The sequence below is a fragment of the Pedobacter caeni genome, assembly GCF_900129215.1.
GTDB classification, from domain to species: domain Bacteria; phylum Bacteroidota; class Bacteroidia; order Sphingobacteriales; family Sphingobacteriaceae; genus Pedobacter; species Pedobacter caeni.
The window spans coordinates 1-22,344 of the sequence record NZ_FQUQ01000011.1 but is presented as its reverse complement, the minus strand read 5'-3'; the positions used below and the strand labels follow the sequence as shown (position 1 = coordinate 22,344).

18 protein-coding genes are annotated in these 22,344 nt (G+C 41.9%); 8 read left to right on the top strand and 10 right to left on the bottom strand.

Annotated features, from left to right (window positions below):
* Positions 1-62 precede the first annotated feature (62 nt).
* From BUC20_RS33295 to BUC20_RS33270, 6 genes are all read left to right on the top strand, one after another.
* Positions 63-446: a BlaI/MecI/CopY family transcriptional regulator gene (locus BUC20_RS33295; RefSeq protein WP_073239135.1), complete on the top strand. Its 384-nt coding sequence runs from the start codon at positions 63-65 to the stop codon at positions 444-446.
* 3 nt (positions 447-449) lie between these two features.
* Positions 450-2,411, top strand: a complete 1,962-nt coding sequence (locus BUC20_RS33290) for a M56 family metallopeptidase (RefSeq protein ID WP_073239133.1) — start codon at positions 450-452, stop codon at positions 2,409-2,411.
* Between the two features lie 111 nt (positions 2,412-2,522).
* Positions 2,523-4,178 (top strand): DNA repair protein RecN, encoded by a 1,656-nt coding sequence (gene recN, locus BUC20_RS33285; RefSeq protein ID WP_073239131.1) that lies wholly within the window; start codon positions 2,523-2,525, stop codon positions 4,176-4,178.
* Between the two features lie 75 nt (positions 4,179-4,253).
* A complete protein-coding gene (locus tag BUC20_RS33280; protein WP_073239129.1) occupies positions 4,254-5,078 on the top strand; it encodes an enoyl-ACP reductase FabI in 825 nt (274 codons plus the stop codon).
* 62 nt (positions 5,079-5,140) lie between these two features.
* Positions 5,141-6,409, top strand: coding sequence for a carboxypeptidase-like regulatory domain-containing protein (locus BUC20_RS33275; RefSeq protein WP_084529531.1), 1,269 nt, complete (start codon positions 5,141-5,143; stop codon positions 6,407-6,409).
* Positions 6,410-6,448: 39 nt separating this feature from the next.
* On the top strand, positions 6,449-7,522 hold the full coding sequence (locus BUC20_RS33270) for a PA0069 family radical SAM protein (RefSeq protein ID WP_073239127.1): 1,074 nt from the start codon (positions 6,449-6,451) through the stop codon (positions 7,520-7,522).
* Between the two features lie 6 nt (positions 7,523-7,528).
* Here BUC20_RS33270 and BUC20_RS33265 read toward each other — a convergent pair whose 3' ends face one another.
* From BUC20_RS33265 to BUC20_RS33250, 4 genes are read right to left on the bottom strand one after another with little or no spacing between them, the layout of a single operon-like run.
* Positions 7,529-8,464 (bottom strand): hydroxypyruvate isomerase family protein, encoded by a 936-nt coding sequence (locus BUC20_RS33265; RefSeq protein WP_073239125.1) that lies wholly within the window; start codon positions 8,462-8,464, stop codon positions 7,529-7,531.
* 37 nt (positions 8,465-8,501) lie between these two features.
* On the bottom strand, positions 8,502-9,512 hold the full coding sequence (locus BUC20_RS33260) for an FAD:protein FMN transferase (RefSeq protein ID WP_073239123.1): 1,011 nt from the start codon (positions 9,510-9,512) through the stop codon (positions 8,502-8,504).
* 15 nt (positions 9,513-9,527) lie between these two features.
* Complete coding sequence (locus BUC20_RS33255; RefSeq protein WP_073239121.1) at positions 9,528-10,847, bottom strand: Gfo/Idh/MocA family protein; 1,320 nt, start codon at positions 10,845-10,847, stop codon at positions 9,528-9,530.
* A gap of 49 nt (positions 10,848-10,896) precedes the next feature.
* Entirely contained in the window at positions 10,897-11,862 is a 966-nt protein-coding gene (locus BUC20_RS33250) for a formylglycine-generating enzyme family protein (protein ID WP_084529529.1), read from the bottom strand.
* A gap of 224 nt (positions 11,863-12,086) precedes the next feature.
* Between BUC20_RS33250 and BUC20_RS33245 the strand changes: the two genes are divergently transcribed.
* On the top strand, positions 12,087-13,004 hold the full coding sequence (locus tag BUC20_RS33245; protein WP_073239119.1) for a sugar phosphate isomerase/epimerase family protein: 918 nt from the start codon (positions 12,087-12,089) through the stop codon (positions 13,002-13,004).
* Positions 13,005-13,090: 86 nt separating this feature from the next.
* Here BUC20_RS33245 and ettA read toward each other — a convergent pair whose 3' ends face one another.
* Positions 13,091-14,770 carry an energy-dependent translational throttle protein EttA gene (gene ettA, locus BUC20_RS33240; RefSeq protein WP_073239117.1) on the bottom strand — a complete coding sequence of 560 codons (1,680 nt, stop codon included), beginning with the start codon at positions 14,768-14,770 and terminating at the stop codon, positions 13,091-13,093.
* Between the two features lie 127 nt (positions 14,771-14,897).
* On the bottom strand, positions 14,898-15,251 hold the full coding sequence (locus tag BUC20_RS33235; RefSeq protein WP_073239115.1) for a hypothetical protein: 354 nt from the start codon (positions 15,249-15,251) through the stop codon (positions 14,898-14,900).
* Positions 15,252-15,524: 273 nt separating this feature from the next.
* Here BUC20_RS33235 and BUC20_RS33230 point away from each other — a divergent pair, with 273 nt between their 5' ends.
* Positions 15,525-18,065 (top strand): ATP-dependent Clp protease ATP-binding subunit, encoded by a 2,541-nt coding sequence (locus BUC20_RS33230; protein ID WP_073239113.1) that lies wholly within the window; start codon positions 15,525-15,527, stop codon positions 18,063-18,065.
* A 74-nt stretch (positions 18,066-18,139) separates the two neighbouring features.
* On the opposite strand, the gene BUC20_RS33225 is transcribed toward BUC20_RS33230, so the two are convergent.
* The 4 genes from BUC20_RS33225 to BUC20_RS33210 all read right to left on the bottom strand — a co-directional run.
* On the bottom strand, positions 18,140-19,225 hold the full coding sequence (locus BUC20_RS33225) for a hypothetical protein (RefSeq protein ID WP_073239111.1): 1,086 nt from the start codon (positions 19,223-19,225) through the stop codon (positions 18,140-18,142).
* 235 nt (positions 19,226-19,460) lie between these two features.
* Positions 19,461-20,279 carry an alpha/beta hydrolase gene (locus BUC20_RS33220; protein ID WP_073239109.1) on the bottom strand — a complete coding sequence of 273 codons (819 nt, stop codon included), beginning with the start codon at positions 20,277-20,279 and terminating at the stop codon, positions 19,461-19,463.
* Between the two features lie 11 nt (positions 20,280-20,290).
* Positions 20,291-21,157 (bottom strand): ROK family protein, encoded by an 867-nt coding sequence (locus tag BUC20_RS33215; RefSeq protein ID WP_073239107.1) that lies wholly within the window; start codon positions 21,155-21,157, stop codon positions 20,291-20,293.
* 243 nt (positions 21,158-21,400) lie between these two features.
* Positions 21,401-22,344, bottom strand: a 944-nt coding sequence (locus tag BUC20_RS33210) for an OmpA family protein (protein ID WP_159441189.1), incomplete at its 5' end; no start/stop codon positions are given.

Genomic DNA, 22,344 nt, shown 5'->3' with positions numbered 1-22,344 from the left:
TATTTTGTTTATACGAATTCTTTCGTACATTTGATTACGAAACAATTCGTATACAAAAAGATATGAGCGCAGCGAATCCCCTTAAACCTACCGAAAGTGAATTAGAGATCTTGCAGATATTATGGGAGAAAGGAAATTGTACCGTAAGAGAAGTGCATGAGATTTTAGAAAAGAATAAAGAAGCCGGATATACCACTACCCTGAAACTGATGCAAATCATGTCGGAAAAAGGATTGGTGATCCGTGATACTTCCTCCAAAACCCATATCTACAAAGCGCTTGTTAACCAACAGAAAACAGAACAACACCTGGTCAATAAAATGATCGACAATGTTTTTAACGGTTCGGCAGCTCGATTGGTCATGCAGGCATTAGGGAACCACAGTGCCAGTCAGGACGAAATCGATTCTATTAAAAAATACCTGGACGATCTAAGCAACAAATAAATTATGGAAGCATTAGTAAACAACCTGATCAAAGCTACCGGCTGGAGCATCTTTCACTCTCTATGGCAAGGTGCCATCATTTACGCCGTGTTATTCTTAACCGTTATGGCAGTACCAAAGCTGAGGGCTAAATTAAAGCATGATCTTGCCTATGGAGCGCTTTGCCTCATATTTGTTTGTTTTTGTGTGACCTTCTTCTCCATCTTTAAACTTCCCATAAACGAGGGAAGTACTACCGGAGCAGAATTGCACATCAGCGCCGTCTACTATGAGTACCTCAGAACCATCCCACAGGAAATCAGCAGCAAGACTGAAACTATGTTCCCTTATATTGTCGGTGTCTATGGTATCGGGATCATCTTTCAACTGTTTATTATTATTGTAGGTTACCAAAAAATGCGGCAGCTTAAAAATGCTGCACAGCTGGCTGTACCTGAAGTATGGGCAAACGTTTTTGAAACGATGGTTTCCCGCTTGAACCTGAAACAACAAATCGGTTTTTACTTGTCAGAAAAAGTAAATGTTCCCTTGGTTATCGGATATTTTAAACCGGTAGTCCTCTTTCCTGTTGCCCTGGCCACTCAACTTGATATCCATCAGGTGGAAGCCATTCTGATCCATGAACTTTCGCATATCCGCAGAAATGACTACCTCCTCAACCTCATTAAAACGGGGATAGAAACCATTTTGTTCTTTAACCCTTTCATTTGGCTCAGCGGCAGGTTCATCAACATAGAACGTGAACATGCCTGCGATGATCTTGTGGTACAACTTACCGGGACGCCGGTAACTTATGCCCATGCTTTGCTAAAGCTGGAAATCCTGAAAGACAAATCCGCCCCTGCCCTTTCTATGGCGGCGACAGGGAAAAATCAACACTTGTATCAACGTATTAAAAGAATCACAGACATGAAAACGAATTATATGAATGCAAAACAACAGATTTTTGCAATCACGCTCACCATTGCAACGGTGATCTCCTTAGCCTGGGTTAAACCCAGCAAAGCAGAAAAATCAACTGTAATCGTAGCACCAGTCACAGAAGACATGGAAATTGCCGGTGTTGGACTAAAATTCAAGGTGGAGGACTTAAAGGCTTTGAAACTCTTGCAAAAGGACACCCCATTACATCAGGATACCACTAAGAAGAAACGTAAGTTTAAAATCATAACAGTGGATGCAATGGGGAATAAGCACGAATATAACTCTATTAAAGAGGTTCCCGATAGCTTAAGAGCAGATGTTTTTAACGATACTTTTGTCAGCTTTCCTCAATCCCGTCATTTCAATGTGATCATTGACAGTTCTAACCATGCAGCTCTTGCCTTTTTAAAATCTCCGGAATGGAAGAAAAACATCGCTGCCATTCAGAAAAACGGAGAGGAGATCAGTAAACATTTCAACTCACCGGAATGGAAGAAAAGTGTAGCTGAGATACAGAAAAGCGGAGAAAGAATCAGTAAGTATTACAACTCTCCGGAATGGAAAAAACAACAGGAAGCCATTCAGAAAAATGCACAGGAAATCAGAAAATATTATGATTCTCCAGAATGGAAGAAACAACAGGAAGCCATCCAGAAAAACGCAGAAGAAATCAGAAAATATTACGACTCTCCTGAATGGAAAAAACAACAAGAGGGAATCCAGAAGAATGCGGAGGAAATTAAAAAGTATTATGACTCTCCTGAATGGAAGAAAAATGTAGCTGATATGCAGAAAAGTGCGGAAGAATCAAGTAAATACTTTAACTCACCGGAATGGAAAAAACAAGTGGAAGACATGGGCAAAAGTTTTTCTGAAGCCGGCATATCCTATAACTTCTCAGAGCTGATGAATAGGTCCAAAGAAAACAAGGAAGTCCGCAATTCTGCTGAGTATAAAGCACTCAAAGAAAAATTCGACAAAGAGGTAGAAGCGCTGAAAAAGAAAAAGGCAGCAGCAGCTCCGGCAAAAACAAATAACTAAAGCATTAAAACCACAAACAGACCAGAATTAGGGCAGGAGATTTTTCTTCTGCCTTTTTTGTGGAAAAGAATAAACACCCATTGCTTAAGTTTTCATATTTTAGCAGCGTATATGCTACAGAAACTTTCTATTCGTAACTACGCTTTAATAGACAGTGTTGAACTAAACCTGGACAAGGGGCTGAACATCATCACTGGAGAAACTGGTGCCGGGAAATCCATTATGCTCGGGGCGCTCTCGCTGATTTTAGGCCAGCGCGCAGAAACCAGATATTTCTTCAACCAGGAAAAGAAGTGCATTATCGAAGGGCAGTTTCTGTTGACTGACCATAACCTTCAACACTTATTTGAAGAGCATGACATTGATTTTCATGAGGAAACCATCCTGAGAAGAGAAATATCTACCGATGGAAAGTCCAGGGCATTCATCAATGATACCCCCGTTACCCTGGTTGTGATGAAACAAGTTGGTGAAAAACTGATTGACATCCATTCACAGCATGCTACTTTAGAGATCAATGACCCTGGATTTCAGCTTTCTGTTGTAGATACCCTGGCAGATCATCAGCCATTGCTATCCGAATACCGTCAGGGTTACAAACAATATAAAAAACACCTGCAACTGCTCGCAGCTCTGCAAACCGCAGCAGACGAAGCAAAAAGCAGACAGGATTATGAACAGTTTCTTTTCAATGAGCTGGAAAGTGCAGATTTAAAGCCTGATGAACAAACACATCTGGAAACAGAGTTGCAGACGTTAAACAACGCAGAGAGCATCAAAAGAAGTTTGGTGAACGCCTATAACCTCTTGTCTGAAGAAGAAGCCTCAGCTCTTCCTATTCTCAAGGAAGTGATTGTTCAGCTTCAAAGTATAGAGCGATTTAATCCTGACTATGCCAACTTAAACGAGCGTTTACGCTCCGCATTGATCGAATTAAAGGATATCGCTGCAGAAACGCTGAATCTGGAAGAAAGCATTGTTTTCAACCCTGTGCGGATCGAAGAAATCAATGGCAGATTAGATGTGATTTATACCCTTCAGCAAAAACATAAGGTGAACAGTGTGGAGGAATTGATTGGCATTCGCCAGCAATTGTCAGACAACCTGAATACACTTCTGAGTGGCGATGAAGAAATCGACCGCCTGAACAAGGAAATTACGGCATTAAAAGCCACTTTAATTGAAATGGCAGATACCCTTTCGGCTGACCGTAGTCAATCGATCATCAGTACCGAAAATCAGGTAGCAGCAGTCTTGCAACAGGTAGGAATGCCAAAGGCCAGAATCAAAATAGAAAAAACCGTTCTGGAGGAACTGAACAAAGACGGGAAAGACAATATTGTCCTGCTGTTTTCTGCAAATAGCGGACAGCCACCTGCACCGGTAGGAAAGGTAGCTTCCGGAGGAGAACTTTCCAGGCTCATGCTGGCCATCAAATCTATCATGGCTAAACATACCGCCTTACCTACCCTTATCTTTGATGAAATTGATACCGGGATTTCCGGAGAAACTGCATTACGTGTAGGTGATGTAATAGGAGATTTAGAAAAGAACATGCAGGTGATTTGTATCACCCACCTTCCTCAGATTGCCGCCAAAGGAGAAGCACACTATTTCGTTTATAAAAATGAAAAAGGCGTACGTCCAACTACAGGTATCCGCAGGTTAATTCCCGAAGAACGCGTTCAGGTCATCGCAGAAATGCTGAGTGGTAAGGACCCGGGAAATCCGGCTATCGCAAATGCAAAAGAACTTCTGGGCTATTAAAAAGTAGTATAATCTATCCTGTGTTTGTTAATTTTTATTACTTTCGACGCGAAGTAATATCTAACAAAACAAGAAATTATGTACAACTTACTAAAAGGTAAACGCGGGATCATCACTGGTGCGCTGGATCAAAATTCCATCGCCTGGAAAGTCGCTGAAAAAGCACACGAAGAAGGTGCAGAATTTGTCTTAACCAATGCTCCTATCGCCATGCGTATGGGAGAAATCAATGCACTAGCAGAAAAAACAGGCTCTAAAATCATTCCTGCTGATGCAACCAGTATAGAAGATCTGACCAACCTATATACCCAGTCGCAAGAAATATTAGGCGGAAAAATAGATTTCGTCCTGCACTCCATCGGAATGAGTGTGAACATCCGTAAAAAAATCCCCTATACAGAATCCAACTACGATTATTTTATGAAAGGCATTGATGTATCCGCTCTTTCTTTTCATAAAATGCTAGCGGTAGCAAAAAAATTAGATGCCATCAGTGAAGGTGGTAGTGTAGTGGCCCTGACCTATATGGCGGCACAAAGAACCTATCCTTTTTATACGGATATGGCAGATATTAAGGCGATGCTGGAATCTATTGCCAGAAGTTTCGGCTACCATTATGGCTTAGAGAAAAAAGTAAGGATCAACACGGTTTCTCAATCTCCGACAAAAACTACAGCTGGCACAGGTGTTAAAGGTTTTGGCGACTTCTTCGATTTTGCCGACTCTGTTGCCCCGCTGGGCAATGCCGATGCAGAATCCTGTGCAGATTACTGCATTACACTATTCTCAGACCTGACCAGAATGGTCACGATGCAGAACCTTTTCCACGATGGAGGTTACTCCTCGACCGGAGTAAGCGACGATGTGATGAAAAGACTGGGGATCGAGCCTGAATCTTAAACTACTCCACACTTACATAAAAAAAGCCCTTTAGGGCTTTTTTTATGCTTTCAAATCTTTAAATGATTGGCTACATTAGCCAGATGATGAAATGGTATTGCTGCATCGTGCTGCTTTTATTTACAACGATTAATGGCTTCGGACAAAACGGATTCAGCATTTCCGGGACCATAAAAGACAAGGAAGGAAAACCTCTTCCCGGAGCAGGGATCTATTTAAGCGGATATAAAGCCGCGACCGTATCAGATGGTAACGGACAATTTATCCTGAACAATATTGGGGTAGGAAATTACGATGTACTCATCCAGATGATGGGCTACCTTCCACTGAGTAAAAATGTGCTGATTACAGATAAATCCGTCAAAATTGAAGTCATATTAAAAGACAATACCATTCAACTCAAGGAAGTCATCATCCAGGCAGATCCCAACAGGGCACATTACCTTCAACTTTTCAGGGAGTATTTCATCGGGAAGACACCCAATGCTGAAAAATGTAAAATCCTGAATCCGGAGGTCATCCAGACTGAATATGATAAAGCAAGGAAGATACTGAGGGTAACGGCCAACGAATTTCTTCTCATTGAGAACAAATCGCTCGGCTACCGCATCAAATACCTTTTGGAGTATTTTGAACGGGATTTCACAGAGAATGTGGTTTACTATGCCGGCCATCCTTCCTTTGAAGAATTACCTGCTTCCTCTTCAAAAAAAAGAAACTGGCTGAAGAAAAGAGAAATCGCCTATGCAGGTTCTTCTCAGCATTTTTTCCGCTCCCTCTATCAGAACACCACCAAAAAGGAGGGCTTTCTCATTTATAAGATGAAAAGTATCCCGAACCGCAACAGACTTCCGGACAGCCTTATCAATGCCAATATCAAGCGTTTATATAAACCCGGAAACACCATTGTAAGAATTGGTCCGGGATTCACTTCTCCGCTCAACGATTCCATCAATTACTGGCTCACACAAAGAGCGGTCCCCAAAGCTTTGAATGTGCTGGACAGGTCGGAAATTTTAACCGATACCCTCGCCACTCAATTGTATAAAGATGTAAAAACGATGAATTTCGATGGAGACCTGTATGTGGTCAATACCAAAGAACGGGAGACTGAAGACTACACTGCTTTCTCAGGTCATTCGATTACCCGTCCACTGGACATTCCAAATTACCAGATTTCCACCCTCCATATTCTAAAGGGCCCCATTCACTTTTATGCCAGTGGGGGTATTTTTAACCCGAAATCAGTGCTGCTGGCCGGTTTTTGGGCATATGAGAAAATTGCCGACATGGTTCCGATGGATTATATTCCCAATGTAAAAGAAGAGTAAGGATTTGTAAATTACTAATATTATTAGTAATTTCAACTAATGATATTAGACGAGGAAGCAAAAGACAATTACTTCAAGGGCAGAGGGGCACAGGTAAATCCACACAACAGATTTGCAAAGGACGATTATGTAAAAGAGCACCAGGAAGGAATTGACGACTGGGAGGAAGAAGACCATAAAACTACTTTTATCATGGGTCAGAGCAAATCTATCGTCAATAAGGTAGAGAGTCCGGATGTAGGGATGGCTTATTCACTGAACCCTTATCAAGGCTGTGAACATGGTTGTACCTATTGTTATGCCCGTAATGCCCATGAGTATTGGGGATTTAGTGCCGGCCTTGATTTTGAAAGAAAGATCATTGTCAAAAAAGATGCCCCTCAATTGTTTAAAAAATTTTTGGAACGCAAGGGCTGGAACGCTGATGTCATTTCACTTTCCGGCAATACGGATTGTTATCAGCCTGCAGAAAGGCAATTTAAGATCACCAGGCAATTGTTGCAAATTGCACTGGAGTACCGTCAGCCTATAGGGATGATTACCAAAAATTCCCTGATTCTCCGCGACCTTGACCTCTTATCTGAAATGGCAAAGCTCAACCTTTGCACGGTTTATGTATCAATTAACAGCCTGAATGAGCAGTTAAGACAAAAAATGGAGCCCCGTACTACCACCGCAAAACAACGTTTGAAAGTAGTGGAACAACTCAGTAAGGCAGGAATTCCTATGGGGGTCATGGTTGCCCCGCTGGTTCCGGGTTTAAGTGACCATGAGATTCCGGCGATCTTAAAAGCAGTGGCCAATGCAGGTGCACAGGCAGCGGGTTATACGGTAGTCCGTTTGAATGGGGCAATTGCCGGTATCTTTGAAGACTGGCTCAGGAAAAACTATCCGGATCGCTTTGAAAAAGTCTGGCATGCCATTCAATCCTGTCATGGGGGAAATCTAAACGACAGCAGGTTTGGAGAAAGAATGAGAGGGGAAGGCAATATCGCAAAACTGATCAAAGACAGTTTTAAACTCCATTGCCGGTTGAACCATTTGAATCAGCAAGTGGTAAAACTGGACTCAGGACTCTTCAAGGTTCCTCAAGCCCAGTTTAGCCTGTTTTAAGCGTTTTTAAGACAAGAAGTCGTCCGACTCGCGATAAGCCTGTATCACGCGTAATTCTCCTTCCTTACCCCCCTTAGAATTACCGTGCTCCATTCCCATCACGCCTTTATATCCTTTATTGTAAAGGTGCTTAAATAAATTCTTGTAATTGATCTCTCCGGTAGTCGGTTCTTTCCTTCCCGGATTATCCCCAATCTGGATATATGCGATTTCTTCCCAGCAGCGGTCCATGTTCACAATCAGGTTCCCTTCGGTCTTTTGCATGTGATAAATATCGTACAAGATTTTACAGGAAGGGCTGTTTACTGCTTTACATACATTATACGTTTCGTGAGTCTGCTGCAGGAACAGCTCCGGAGTATCGCTCAGTGTTTCCAGCACCATGATCAGGCCATGTGGTTCAAAGATCTCAGCTCCCGCCCTCATCGCATCTACTACATTTGCCATTTGGTTTCCATAGGGAAGTTTCCGTTCATAAAATCCAGGAACAACGGTCATCCATTTGGCATTACATCTCTTTGCCGCTTCTACCGATAGTTTACAGGTTTCTACAAACTTATCTTTAAATTCTTTCTTTCCTGTAGTGAGGGAGGTCTTCCAGTTATCGCCACCATCTACCACAAATACGCCCATTCTCATGCCTAGTTTAGCCAGCAGATCCCCGATTTTCTTTTGTTCTTCAACAGGTCTGCCCAGGTATCCGTTGTCTTCAATAGAGCGGAAACCCTGATCATACATGTATTGGATCTGATCGAGGAAACTTTTTCCTGCATGGTTGGCAAACATTCCCTGGTGTGGTGCATAATCCAGGTTAAAGGTTTTTCCGGCAAGCCCGGTTGCCAGGCCCGATTCAGATGTACTGGCCGTTGCGTTTAGCGTAGATCCTGCCAATGCCGCTCCTGTGGCAATAAAGCTATTTCTTAAAAATTCTATTCTTTTCATAAAGTATGCTTTGGTTGGTCTGGTTTTAAATCATTGTTTAAGGTAACATCATTTTTTTGAAACCCCTGCTCAGGGTATCCGCTACTGTTCCGTCTTTACGGTGATAAATCAGGTAAGCTTCCATGTCCTTTCTGGCGGCTACAAAGGCCAGGGCCTCTTCCATGCTCATCGCCATGACTGCATTATCATAACCATCTGCAGTAATTGCATCTTTGGCATAAATCGTCGCGCTGATCAGCTGGTTATCTAAAGGATAACCGGTTTTAGGGTTGATGAGATGGGCAATTTTCCTTTTTCCTTTTTGCAGGTACTTCCGGTAATTCCCTGAAGTCGTTACGGCACCTTTGCTGAAACTCAATACATGTCTGATCTCCGGTTCTGAATCAGCAGAAGTTGCAGGTCCTTCAATGCCGATCCTCATTGCAGAACCGTCTGGCTTTGGGCCAAGCACCCGCAACTCTCCTCCGATCTCCACCACAAAAGCAGAAATGCCTTTCTTTATCAGGTAATCTGCAACGACATCAACACTGTAGCCCTGGGCAATGCCATTCAGGTCTATGGTTACTCCAGGTTTTTTTTTTCTTAAGTAATTGCCTTCAAGCTCCAGATAATTCATGCCTACATTACCGAGTAAAGCTTTCACCGTTGCGCGATCAGGAAAATGGTCAACAGCCTTCGGGCCGAAACCCCAGGCCTGAACAAGGGGCGCAACTGTCACATCAAATCTGCCCTGAGTTGCTTTATAAATCTCAAAAGATTTCCGGATTACCCTGGCAAAATGAGCATCCAGCAATATTCCCTTTTCCGACCTGTTGAATTCACTAATGAGGGAATAGGGCTTGTAAAGGGACATGGAAGAATCGATCTTTAAGAGGATGCTGTCTACCGCCCTTTTTGTCACGACGCTATCTTCCGCAAAGTATTTAATGGAATAATCGGTACCCTGGGCATAGCCATGAATACTATACTGCTGCTGGTCTTTCTTTTGAATAAAAAGAGAGACCAGCAGCGGTAATAAAAGGATAGCCGATTTAGGGACGATTGCCACAAGAAGGCCTTTTGTTTAAATGATTTTTGATTTCCCCGGAGTAGGAATCGGGTACAAGCCATTAGCATCCGGCATCAGTTTTGGATTTGCCGTCCAGCTCAGCTGATCTGGCATCAGGCTGTTCTCCGCTTTTAAAGCCTCATCCCATTTGATCGTTTGTCCGGAATAAGTGGCGTATCTGCCTATGATCGAGGTAAAGCAGCTTTTGGCACCACGTTCTGCATCAGCAAATTTATATTCACCTTTTGCAATTGCAGCAAAAAGCTCATCATGTTCTGTTTGATACGGGTTGGCGTTCCCTTTGGTCGGATGGCTAAATATTTCTTTTCCTTTATGGTCCCAAAGCACGCCATTATTACCTGCAGACAGGTATACACGGCCTTTAGTTCCCTGGAAAGTCTCATCTACACGGTTTGCAATCCCTTCGAAATGGCGACACTGGCTATAGATCACCGATCCATCAGCATAGGTTAGCTCTACCGCATGGTTGTCATAGATCTCTCCATAATCTTTGCCCGTTCTCCAGGCGCGGCTACCAGTACCCTGAACGGATACAGGATAAGCATTCTTAACCCAGTTTGCAATGTCAATATTGTGTACATGCTGCTCTACAATATGGTCTCCGCATAACCAGTTGAAGTAATACCAATTTCTCATTTGATATTCCATCTCCGTTTGTTGTGGTTCGCGTTTTTTAACCCATACCCCACCACTGTTCCAATATACCTGTCCGCTTACAATATCGCCTATCGCGCCATCTTCAATGCGTTTTACGGTTTCTCTATAGTTTGCCTGGTACCTGCGTTGCAGACCAACAACAACGTTTAATTTCTTCTGTTTGGCCAATTCTGCTGCTGCAAGTACTTTGCGGACTCCAGGTGCATCTACTGCAACCGGTTTTTCCATAAATACATGTTTACCTTGTTTAACGGCTTCTTCGAAGTGAGTTGGCCTGAATCCCGGAGGAGTAACCAGTAGCACGACATCTGCCAGGGCAATTGCTTTCTGGTAACCATCAAAGCCTACAAACCTGCGTTCCTTAGGAACATCGACCTTGTCCTTATATTTTTCTGAAAGTGCTTTATAACTGTTGTCCAGACGATCCTGGAACGCATCAGCCATTGCCACCAGTTTAATGTTCTGTTTGGTATTCAAAGCCTGAAAAGCAGCACCGGTACCACGGTCACCACATCCGATCAGCGCAATTTTAATGGTATCATCCGTGGAGGAATGACCGCCTGCAAAGGCAAATTGATTGAGCATTACGCCACCTGCCACAAGTGCAGATGCCTTTAAAAATTCACGGCGCTTATCGCGCAATTCTTCCTTGTTCATAGTTTTTGTTGGTTGGTTTATATTTGGTTGTTAGTGTGAGTTCTGGTCTTTAGTAATCTTTGATTACCGGTTTATTGTAATAAGCATCAATGGCTTCTTTTGATGGAGATGTTACCGGTCGTACCAGTCGCATTCCAATAAAAGGGGCTTCAGGAAACCACCAGTTGCTCTTTGGTATTTGTGGATCCAACTGCTTCCATACCGGATCTGAGGCCAGTCTGGCTGCAGAACGCAAGTCTTTTGCTACATCGTCATAGGAACCTCCACGGATCACATGGGAGTACAGTTTTTCAGGCACGGCAACCGGATTCTTAGCTTTCGCTCCACTGATCCCTGCATAGGTATCAGGAGCATACTGGTCGTAAGTCCATTCGGCAACATTGCCATACATATCGTATAAACCCCATTGATTTGGCTTCTTCTGTCCGACAATATGAGTCTTCCCTTCGCTGTTCTCTTTGAACCAGGCATAAGCAGCAAGCTGAGCCGCATCATTACCGAAGGCATATTCTTCAGTACTGCCCGCCCTGCTGGCATATTCCCACTCAGCTTCTGTAGGTAAACGATAAAAAACACCTGTTCTGGCATACAACCATTTACAATACTGTATGGCATTGTAATGTGTCATTGCCAATGCAGGATGATTTTCTTTCCCCATACCAAAGGTCATGTCCAGGTATGGTTTTGTAGGTCTGGTTACCGCATCAACATTAGCAGGAACAGGTCCCGTGCTATGTGTGGTTTCGTAATCTTTGTATAAAAATGGCTCGTAAATGTCCCAGGTCACTTCCACACTGCCCATCCAGAAAGGATCAATACTTACCTTGTGGACCGGCTGTTCATCTGCCTTTCCTTTTTTGCTGCCCATCTGGAATTCACCACCTGGAATGGCTTTCATTTCGAAGCTTAATTTAGTGCCGTCAATTTGTTGTGTGTAAGCGCTGTTCTTCTCCTGAGCGGAGGCACAAAAAGCAGAGATTAAGAGTGGTATTGTCAATAATTTTTTAACTTTCATCTATAAGATTTTGATACAACTGATATTTTAACCTGACCTATTTAATCTCTAAAATAGAAGCATTTAGGCTAAATCCCAAATCTACAGCTGCATTAATTTGCAAAATGTGTTAAAAACACACTAAGTTGTTCAAAATATTGCCTTTAACAGTTCATTGAACGCGTTTTTTTGAAAGCTCTTTTTTAATTAATACCTTGTATCCTTCAACGCTAAAACCAACCAAAATGAAAACGACAGACCGTAGAAACTTCATCAGAGATCTGGGCATTTTATCTGCTGCCGCAAGCATCTCTTCCCTGCTTCCCCTGGAAGTATTTGCCGCAGATAAAAAAGAGTTTTTTCAGATCTCACTGGCACAATGGTCACTTCATAAAACCCTGTTTGCCGGAAAACTAAGCAACCTGGATTTTCCGTTAAAAGCAAAAAAGGACTTCGACATCCATATTGTAGAATATGTGAGCCCTTTCTTCAAAAAGCAGGAAACAGATAAAGCTTACTTAAAAGAACTGAAAGACAGAACGGATAGTGAAGGGATCCAGAATCACCTGATCATGATTGATGGAGAAGGTAACCTGGGCGATCTGGATGACAAAGCGAGGCTGATTGCAGTGGAAAACCATTACAAATGGGTGGATGCAGCGAAATTTTTGGGCTGTAAAACCATCAGGGTAAATGCCGCAGGAAAAGGAACCGCAGAAGAGATCAAAACGGCCGCTATTGACGGATTAGGAAAACTAACCGAATATGGTAAGAAAAACAAGATCAATATCATCGTGGAGAACCATGGTGGCTATTCTTCGGATGGGAACTGGCTGTCTTCAGTGATCAAAGGAGTAAACAGCTCTTATTGTGGTACCCTGCCTGATTTTGGAAATTTTAAAATCAGTGCAGATAAAGAATATGATAAATACCAGGGTGTAAAAGACCTTTTACCTTATGCCAAAGGCCTGAGTGCTAAAACCCATAATTTTAAAGAAGACGGCGAAGAACAGGACATCGATTATACCCGTATGTTTGAAATCGTAAAAGCCGGCAAATGGTCTGGAATTGTAGGAATAGAATACGAAGGATCGGTGTTATCTGAAGATGAAGGAATCAGAAAAACAAAGGAATTACTGGAGCGTGTAAGGAATAAATTTTAGATCAGATTTCCTGATATGCAAAAGCGGCTGCTTCCCTTCGGAGCAACCGCTTTTGTGTTTATAGGGTATTTAAACCAGTAAGGTGGTTAAACCAGTTTTTTATATTTCAAACGGTGTGGAGTCACATCTCCAAGACGCTTTTTACGGTTTTCTTCGTAATCGCTATAGTTTCCTTCGAAGAAGTAAACCTGTGAATCACCTTCAAATGCAAGAATGTGTGTACAGATACGGTCTAAGAACCAACGATCGTGACTGATCACCACTGCACATCCGCCAAAGTTTTCCAGTGCTTCTTCCAATGCCCTCAACGTGTTTACGTCAATATCATTGGTCGGCTCATCCAGTAACAATACATTGGCTCCTTTTTTCAGGGTGATGGCAAGGTGTACCCTGTTGCGCTCTCCACCGGAAAGCACTCCTACTTTTTTCTGCTGGTCGCCACCATTAAAGTTAAACTTAGAAACATAGGCTCTTCCGCTTACCGCTTTATTGCCCAGCTGAATGTTATCTAAACCATCGGTGATGTTTTCGTAAACAGTTTTATTAGGGTCAAGGTCATTGTGCATCTGATCCACATAACCCAGAGCTACGGTTTCCCCTACACGGAAAGTTCCGGTATCCGGAGTTTCCTGCTCAGTGATCAAACGGAACAGCGTAGTTTTACCTGCACCATTGGGGCCAATAATCCCCACGATACCTGCCGGAGGTAAAGAGAAACTCAGGTTCTCAAACAATAGCTTATCGCCATATGCTTTGGTAATGTTATTGGCTTCAATCACCACATTTCCTAACCTTGGTCCTGCAGGGATAAACAGCTCCAGCTTGTCTTCTCTTTCTTTCGAATCTTCAGAAGCCAGTTTGTCATAGTTTGACAAACGTGCTTTAGATTTGGCATGTCTGGCTTTTGGCGCCATACGAACCCATTCCAACTCACGCTCCAGTGTTTTCTGACGTTTGCTCTCTGTTTTTTCTTCCTGTGCCAGACGTTTTGCTTTCTGATCTAACCATGAAGAATAGTTTCCTTTCCATGGAATACCTTCACCCCTGTCTAATTCAAGGATCCAGCCCGCTACATTGTCAAGGAAATACCTATCGTGGGTTACTGCAATAACAGTTCCTTTATAGTCTTTTAAGAATTGCTCTAACCAATCGATACTTTCAGCATCAAGGTGATTCGTAGGCTCATCCAGCAACAATACATCAGGTTCCTGTAACAACAAACGGCACATCGCCACACGACGGCGTTCACCTCCTGATAACACACCGATTTTGGTATCCGGATCAGGGCAACGAAGTGCATCCATGGCGCGCTCCAGCTTATTGTCCAGCTCCCAGGCATTTGAGGCATCAATTTTATCCTGTAATTCACCTTGTTTGGCCATCAGTTTATCCATTGCATCTGCATCCTCATAAACTTCAGGTAAACCAAACTGCTCATTGATGGATTCGTATTCTTTAAGGATCGCGGTAATTTCTGCAACTCCTTCTTCTACTACTTCTCTGACTGTTTTATTTTCATCCAGTTCAGGTTCCTGAGCCAGGTAACCAACGGTATAGCCCGGAGAGAAAACTACTTCACCCTGAAAGGATTTATCTAAACCTGCGATGATTTTTAAAAGGGATGATTTACCAGATCCGTTCAAACCAATTACACCGATTTTGGCGCCATAGAAGAAGGAAAGGTAAATGTTTTTTAAAACTTGCTTTTGGGGTGGATAAATCTTATTTACCCCCGCCATTGAAAAGATTATTTTTTCGTCTGACATATTTGCTTATTATATTTTATGCCTTTAGCAGGCTTTATAGAATTAAAATTAATGAAATAAGGTTAGGGGCACAAAGATAAGGATGTAATTCCCATTAAAAAATTGTTTAGCAGATATCACAGGAATATTAATCTTCTGGCTCTTCTATATAGGTTTTATAAGTATTTTCCTCTCCTTGCTGCACCAATAACCTTTCGCAGTTTTCACAAGTATAGATCGTACTCACCTTCAAATTGCGTAGCCAAAGGTCATGGATAAGGCTGGAATCACTCAATTCAAGGGCATACGCTGCATTGCCAAAGTTTTGTATGATCCATTCTTCTCTTTTATCTGCTTTGATGGCATCAATCAACTGATCTATATGATCAAACCCTTTATAAAGTTCTTCAATATGTGTATCTTTAATATAGTACCCTTTATAAGGAAGGTCATCAGTTTGGTCTACAATTATATGTCCGCATTTACAGGCTATCTTACTCATAAGGGTTATAGGGCTTAAACTTTGAAAATTCTGATCAATAGGGATTTAGCAGCCGTTAGAAAAATGTCGATCATTTCCATCTGACATATTTGCTTATCGGATCGTAAATATCACCAATAAAGTCAGAACTTAGTAAGATTTCTGAAATATCGGCAGTCTCTACATCCGTTTCTGCCGCTATGGCGTAATTGTTGATAAAATAAAAAAATCAGGGGTGCCTTTTTATAAAACAAATTTTATAGTTTAGAGCATTCCCGATTTAGAAAGGTATATATGGAAGCTAAATTTTCTCCACAAGTAAAAGACGTGATATCTTTTAGCAGGGAAGAAGCCCTGAGATTAGGTCACGATTATATAGGCGCAGAACATCTTTTGTTGGGCCTAATTCGCGAAGGCGACGGTATGGCCATCAAGATATTAAAATCACTGGGTGTTGATACCTCAAAACTTCGTCGTTCGATAGAAGACTCTGTCAGAGGTACCTCTAGTGTGACGGTTAACCTGGGTAACATCCCATTGACCAAACAAGCCGAAAAGGTTTTAAAGATCACGTATCTGGAGGCAAAGATCTTCAAAAGCGATTTGATTGGAACAGAACATCTGTTGCTGTCCATCTTGCGCGATGATGATAACATTGCTTCTCAAATCTTACTGCAATACAGCATCAATTACGAGATTTTCAAACAGGAAGTTGAAGTGAATAAAAACGGTTTCAGAGATGAGACTCAAAATAGCGCATCAACTGGTGGTGATGATGATTATCGTGAAGAAGAAAGCTTCAGCAGCCCTAAGAAAGTTTCAGACATCAAATCAAAAACTCCGGTTTTAGATAATTTTGGAAGAGACCTGACAAAAGCAGCTGAGGAAAACAGACTCGACCCTATTGTAGGTCGTGAGAAAGAAATTGAGCGTGTGTCTCAGATCTTATCACGTCGTAAAAAGAATAATCCGATCCTGATCGGTGAGCCAGGTGTAGGTAAATCTGCAATTGCAGAAGGACTGGCATTACGCATTGTTCAACGCAAAGTTTCCAGAGTATTGTTCAACAAACGTGTGGTTACCTTAGATCTTGCCTCTTTAGTGGCAGGTACCAAATACCGCGGACAGTTTGAGGAACGTATGAAAGCGGTGATGAACGAGCTGGAAAAATCTACAGATGTGATCTTGTTTATTGATGAGATTCATACGATTGTAGGTGCCGGCGGTGCTTCAGGTTCGCTGGATGCCTCGAATATGTTCAAACCTGCTTTGGCAAGGGGCGAAATTCAATGCATCGGTGCCACTACTTTAGATGAGTACCGTCAGTACATTGAGAAAGATGGTGCATTGGACCGTCGTTTCCAAAAGGTAATGATTGAGCCTGCTACACCGGATGAAACCATTGAGATCTTAAACCGTATCAAAGAAAAATACGAAGATCACCATGGGGTAACTTATACTGATGAAGCCATCAATGCCTGTGTGGCTTTGACTTCAAGGTATATTACCGACAGGTTCTTACCAGATAAAGCGATTGATGCTTTAGATGAGGCCGGTTCAAGGGTGCATTTAACAAACATCCATGTTCCTGAGAACATCATTGAGATTGAAAACAAGATTGAAGAAATCAAGCTTGAAAAGAATAAAGTGGTAAAAAGCCAGAAATACGAAGAGGCTGCGAAATTAAGAGATACTGAAAAGAATCTTTTAGAGGAGCTGGATCGTGCTAAGGCTGCATGGGAAGCAGAAACTAAAACCAAACGTTATACCGTAACGGAAGATAACGTGGCAGAAGTGGTTTCCATGATGACCGGTATTCCTTTGCAACGTGTCGGACAAACAGATAGTGCTAAACTATTGAACATGTACGATACTGTAGCAACGAAAATTATCGGACAGGATGATGCCATTAAAAAGCTGACCAAAGCCATTCAGCGTACCAGAGCCGGATTAAAAGATCCTAAAAAACCAATTGGTTCATTTATTTTCTTAGGCCCTACAGGTGTTGGTAAAACAGAATTGGCAAAAGAATTAGCCCGCTTCATGTTCGACAGTGATGATTCATTGATCCAGATCGATATGAGTGAGTACATGGAGAAATTTGCGGTTTCCCGCTTAGTGGGAGCGCCTCCGGGATATGTGGGTTATGAAGAAGGCGGACAGCTGACTGAAAAAGTTCGTCGCAAGCCTTATGCAGTAATTCTTTTGGATGAGATCGAAAAAGCACACCCTGATGTATTCAATATCCTGTTACAGGTATTAGACGAAGGACAGCTGACCGATAGCCTGGGCCGTAAAGTAGATTTTAGAAATACCATCATCATCATGACTTCGAACATTGGCGCACGCCAGTTGAAAGATTTCGGACAAGGGGTTGGTTTCTCTACTACAGCAAAAACAAATCAGGTTGATGCACATTCAAGAGGAGTGATTGAAAACGCGTTAAAACGTGCCTTCGCTCCGGAATTCCTGAACCGTGTGGATGATGTAGTGGTCTTCAATACTTTGGGTAAAGAAGAAATCTTCAAAATCATTGACATTGAGTTGAAATCTTTATTCGGTCGTGTACACAACTTAGGTTATGAAGTAAAACTGACTGAAGTAGCTAAAGATTTTATCGCAGAGAAAGGTTTCGACATCAACTTTGGAGCAAGGCCACTTAAACGTGCCATCCAGAAATACCTGGAAGATCCGATTGCTGAAGAAATCCTGAAAGGCGAGATCAATGATGGTGATACACTGGAAATTGATTACGACAAAGAGAGCGATCAAATTGTGGTAGAAAACAAAAGCCCGGGCAAGAAAAAGAAAAAAGAAGAAGGAAGTGTAGAATAACAATTCCTGAATAATAAGACAAGAAAAATCCCCTGCCATATGGTGGGGGATTTTTTTATGGGATGGGATTTTATTTATTTTATCAGTCCTGCCTCTAAGTCTACGCTGATAAATTTATACCCATCTTCCGTTCTTAAAAAAGTAAGATTATCCTGATAAAAATCCTTTTCGTTTCCTTTCCCATGGCTAACCACGATATTCATTACCGGATAGATCCATTCTTTGGCTTCTCCGCAATTATTGTAAAAACGCTCAAAATTCGCGGATTCAAAGATAAAAGGGTTAAGCCCGTCCTGAAAAACCTGATATTTACAATTCGGACGATTCAGCTCCAGAAATTTCGCTTTTATAAGCTCAAAATTTCTATTTATAAAAGCACTGCTTTCCTCAGCTTTCCATCCATCTGTGAGCTCTTTAAAGGATGCTGCCAATAAGCGTTCTTTTGTAAAATCTTTTAATAACGCCGTTTTTAGCCAGGCATCAAATTCTTTCCTGACATCTATAAACGAATAATATTTCCCTTGTAAGGTCTTGAAATTCTTTCTTATGGGACTTGGGTCAGGTTGGTCAGAAATCAACAAAGAGAAGTAGTCTAACCGGCCATCAGACTTAAAATCATCAATAAGCACCCGGTTGTTTGTATCAATCAATATTTGCTTCCCTCCTTCCCAACTGAAATGATGGTCACCAGATTCCTTACCCCAGCTTTTCTTTTTTGCCCCTTGCAATGCGATAACCATTCCATTTATAACCCTTGTAAGCGAGTTGTAATTGGCCGGGATCGCAATGTCACCCTTACGGTTAAACATTCCTTCCTTGTCCGTCTTAGCGTCTCTGAAGCGAATAAAACCTTCAGTCTCACAATCCACCCCATTGTCAAATATATGGAGGCTGTCCCTACCCACAATTCGTCCGGATTTGGTGATATAATAGTTTATCCATTTTTTATTTACCGTCTCACTTACCCCAATAATATCATCAAACTTCTTTGCACTGATAAATCCTGTGAACCGGGGTTCAATCTTTACAGTATTTTCACTATCCTTAAAACCGATCAGCGTGGAGTCTTTGTTCCAGAAAGAAAGCCAGGGCTTATTATTTTGCCCAAATGAACTGAAACCAATCAAAGTAAAAAGGCCAGCGAAAATATAATGTCTCATAGGTAGTGAAAATAGTCAAATCTTAATTACATACAACGCAGATTAATCTAAAAAACTATCCTTTTATAAAAATAATTACCGGAAATACCAATCGGGTTTATTTAAAACTGAAAAAACAAATCAGGCTGACGACCTCATTTTTACCAATCAACCGGTAACAAATGAGAATCTCAAATTTGCTCAAAAGTTCCGGCTGAAGCCTCTGAATACCCTTGCTAAAATAAAAAACAGATAACTATACTTTATTGAAAAAATTACTGAAAAACATCAGTTGGAATCCTATTGCGTTTTTCCAGTAATTCCAGTTATGTGCACCCGGTCTGATGGTAAAATCATGAGGGATATTGTGGTATGATAATTCCTCATGGAGCTTATTATTTACCTGATAAAAGAAATCCTCCTTTCCACAGTCAATGATCAGGGCCAGTTTATCGGGAACAAGCAAATGTGTCATATTGACCACACTGTTTGCCTTCCATCGCTCAGGCTGTTGGTCATAACTGCCTAATCGTTTGGCAATCTCCCATTTCAAAGGGAAAGGTGTCATGTCTACTCCTCCACTCATGCTTCCTGCTGCGCCATATACGTCCTGGTGCTTGAAAGAGAGGTATAATGCGCCATGTCCACCCATACTCAGACCGGTGATTGCCCTACCCTTTCTGTCTTTGACCGTTTTATACTGCTGATCGATCTGGCTCACCAGTTCTGTGGCCACATACGTTTCATACTTCCATTCCGGATCTAACGGACTATCCATATACCAACTGGAGGTATTTCCGTCCGGGCAAACGATGATCATCTGAAAATCATCAGCATACTTCTTGATTACCGGCACCATATTTACCCAGGCCAGATAACTATCACCATACCCATGCAACAGGTATACCGTTGGAAAGCTTTTTCCCTGCGGGTAGTTGTCGGGGACAACAACCACTGTTTTTATTTTCTTCTTCATTGCAGCACTATAAGTCAGCACCGTATCTACCTTTGCCGCAAGGGCCTTTGAATAGTTCAGCAGAACCAATAATCCTGCAATAAAAAAGTATTTCTTCATTTATCTTAATTTTAAGCCCATGCGCTGGCTGCACCTACAAGAGCTGCATCCTCCCACATTTCGCTTTGTCTGATGGCTACAGATTTATCTGTGATTTTTCCCTTCAGTGCATCAATAAAATGATCCCATGTTTTGGCAATATTGCCACCAATCACGACCACCTGAGGCTGCTCCTGTGCGATTAAATCGTTCAGAAAGATACTCAGATTGTCTGAAAATTCTTCAAAAATTTCATCTTTAACAGAAGCTGTTGCCGTAGATAGCAATTCTTCTACGTTTTTAACATCTGTTCCTGTAATTTCCTTATACCTTTTTAAGAACCATCTGGTAGAAATATATTCTTCAGCAATGCTTTCTTTAAAAGGACGGAATGCCCAGTTCATATCTACGGTAATCCCACTGGCATTACTGGTTGATCCTAATCCTGTACCCAGTGTTACCCCTATCGCCCGTTCTTTGTCTGCTGCGGCACCTGAGGCCAGTTCCCCACGAAGAAAAGCTTCTGCATCATTGATGAATACGATATCCTGCTCCGGGATTTCCAGGCGTTTAGCCAGGATTTCCTTTACGTTGATGTTGTACAAAGCATCATATTTTTGCATGCCTTTCATCAGGGAGATCCCATGCTCATAATCAAATGGCCCGGGCATCGCAATTCCTATTTTAGAATTTTCCCCATTGGTTCTGATGATAAGGGAAGAAAGCACGTTTAACCAGGATTCGATGATCACTTCAGCGGAGTCCATTGAAGCGACACGCTCACGTTTCATCGTGCTGTCAATTACTTTGTATGTGGTTGCATCTACATGAGCAGCGGTGATGTGGGAGCCACCTATATCTACTCCTATATAGGGAAGTTTAGAAGATGTTGAATTCATTTAGCCGTTATCTATATTTTAAAATCTCAGCAAATTAATTAATAACTTTTGTATATTCTAATAGTTGTTAAATAGTTTTAGCAATATTTTTAACGAACTTATTTAATTTTGTTCCGGATTAAAACAGAGTTGCTTTTACCCAGCTGATAAATGGCCCGACAGCTATAAAAAAAACGGGATACTCCAAAAAGTATCCCGCTGAACATAATTCGTGTTTAAATGTTAATTTTTAAGGTCTGAATCCTAATTTTTTATGACCTTAAATTCTGTTCTTCTATTGAGCTGATGTTCAGCATGGCTGCATTTTACACCATCCGAACACCTGTTCAGTAACATTGTTTCCCCATATCCTCTGGCTTTGATCCGCTCTTTCTCAACTCCTCTGTCGATCAGGTATTGTGTGGCAGCGTTTGCCCTGCTTTGCGACAACCACTGGTTGTATTGATCGCTTCCCCTGCTATCAGTATGTGATGACAATTCAATCCAGATCGCCGGGTTCTCCTTTAAGATCGCCAGCAGTTTATTCAACTCTCTGGCAGCATCAGGCCTGATGTTCGATTTATCAAAATCATAATAGATGTTTCTCAGTACATAGGTTTTTCCTGGCTCAAATTTATCTTTATCCAAAAAGGCCTGCATGGTTAAAGTATCAGATTTAGTCAATCCTTTTGTACTTACCGTTTTCAATACCGAAGTATAGCCCAGTTTACTGATCTCTACCTTATAATCCTGATCTTTTGTTAAACCGAAAAAGAAGTTCCCGTTCCCTGTGGTCACCTTACGATTCATTGCAAGTCCGTTACCGTCTGTTAAGGTCACCAGGACCGAGTCTAAGGTCGCTTTGGTCTTTTGGTCGTAAACAGTTCCATCCAGGGCCAGAATCATCGCCGGAGCAGTCTGATCGTTGAAACTGTAGATGTCGTCATCACCAGCTCCCCCTTCCCTGTTGGAAGAGAAATATCCGGTCTTGCCATCATGGCTCACAAAATAGAAATCATCACTGGTAGAGTTCAATGGATATTTCAGGTTTTGAGTTTTGCTCCATTGACCTTTTTCTCCATTGCTGCTGTAAATATCATATCCACCCATCCCTGTTTTTCCTTTGGAAGAATAATACAATGCTCCATTTGGACCGGTTGTCGGGAAGGCCTCTTCTTCAGTAGTGTTGATCTCCGAACCGCAGTTCT